The sequence below is a fragment of the Massilia sp. CT11-108 genome (genome assembly GCF_047302915.1).
Classification (GTDB): domain Bacteria; phylum Pseudomonadota; class Gammaproteobacteria; order Burkholderiales; family Burkholderiaceae_D; genus Telluria; species Telluria orientalis.
Map to the genome: position 1 here is coordinate 1 of NZ_JBKYMO010000841.1, position 1,558 is coordinate 1,558.

General features: G+C 68.7%; 1 protein-coding gene and 1 pseudogene. One reads left to right on the plus strand and one right to left on the minus strand.

Annotated features, from left to right (window positions below):
* Nucleotides 1-173, minus strand: a pseudogene (locus ACEN88_RS31290) (EamA family transporter); the annotation flags it as partial.
* A gap of 110 nt (nucleotides 174-283) precedes the next feature.
* Between ACEN88_RS31290 and ACEN88_RS31295 the strand changes: the two are divergent.
* A partial coding sequence (locus ACEN88_RS31295; protein ID WP_413346001.1) for a PLP-dependent aminotransferase family protein occupies nucleotides 284-1,558 on the plus strand: 1,275 nt, incomplete at its 3' end.

The window sequence follows — 1,558 nt, forward strand, 5'->3', positions numbered from 1 at the left end:
CGGTGCGCGCGCGCCAGCGTGAGGAACAGCGGGTCGAGCGCGCGCACCGCGAGCCGCGTGAACGGCAGGGTGAGGCTGAAGATGGCGACGCCGATCAGGCCGAGCAGCATGCCGCGCGCTTCGTCGGACGTCGTGCCGACGGTCGGCGTCGGTGTGAGGGTGGTGGGACGCATCAGTTCTCCGGTTGTCGTTGCAGCAAACTTTGGTCAGGGTTATGCTAGTCCGGACGAGCAGTACAGTCCCTATACACTTACCGATATCCTTTTCGCACTGTAATGGTGAAATGACCGATACAACGATCCCGACATTGCTGTCACGCGATTCCGGCGAACCGCTGGCCGACCAGATCGTCCGGATGATCAGCGCCCGGATCGACGACAAGCAGCTGCGCGTCGGTAGCCGCATGCCCTCGATCCGCCGCTTCGCCGCGGCGCATGGCGTCTCGCCGTTCACGGTCGTGGCCAGCTACGACCGCCTCGTCGCGCAGGGCTACCTGGAATCGCGCCGCGGCGCCGGCTTCTTCGTGCGCGAGCGCGCGCCGCTGAATACGGCGCTGCGCCGCGACGACCCGGACATTGCGGGCGCGCTGGAAAAGCGCGCGCTGGACGTCGTCTGGCTGGTCCGCCACATGTTCCGCCAGATGCCGGGCCAGCCGACGAGCGCGGCCCGCGTCAAGCCGACCGCGTGGCTGGACGGGCAGGGCGTCGCCAACGCGCTGCGCGCCGTCAGCCGCCAGAACAGCAGCGCGCTGCTGAACTACGCCAGCCCGCAGGGGTACGCGCCGCTGCGCGAACAGCTGCAGCGCAAGCTGGCGGAACTGGAAATCGCGGCCGCGCCCGAACAGTTCGTGACGACGCTGGGCGTGACGCAAGGCCTGGACCTCGTCGCGCGCGAGTTCTGCCGCCCCGGCGACACCGTGTTCGTCGACGACCCGGCCTGGTTCCTGATGTTCGGCTCGTTCGCCGCGATGGGACTGAAAGTGGTCGGCATCCGGCGCCAGGCGGACGGCCCGGACCTGGCCGAGTTCGAGGCGCTGGCGGCGCTGCACAAGCCGCGCCTGTACATCATCAACTCGGTGCTGCACAACCCGAGCTCCACGTCGCTGTCGGCCGCGAAGGCCTTCCAGATCCTGCGCATCGCCGAGCGCCACGACATCACGATGGTGGAAGACGACATCTATTGCGACCTGCACCCGGGCGGTTCGCAGCCCGCCACGCGGCTGGCGGCGCTGGACCAGCTGCAGCGTGTGATCTACCTGGGCGGCTTTTCGAAATCGCTGGCGCCGAACCTGCGTGTGGGCTTCATCGCGGCCTCGAGCGACATCGCGCAGCGCCTGGCCGACCGCAAGATGCTGGCGACGCTCTCCACGAGCGACCTGGGCGAGCGGGTCGTTTATAAAATCCTGTCCGAGGGCGTGTACCGCAAGCACCTGGACCGCATCCGTACCCGCCTGGACGCCATCCGCCCGCCGGTGCTGCGCCGCATCGAGTCGCTCGGCATGACCCTGGAGCCGGCGCCGACGGCCGGCATGTTCGCGTGGGCAGACTGCGGCCGCGAC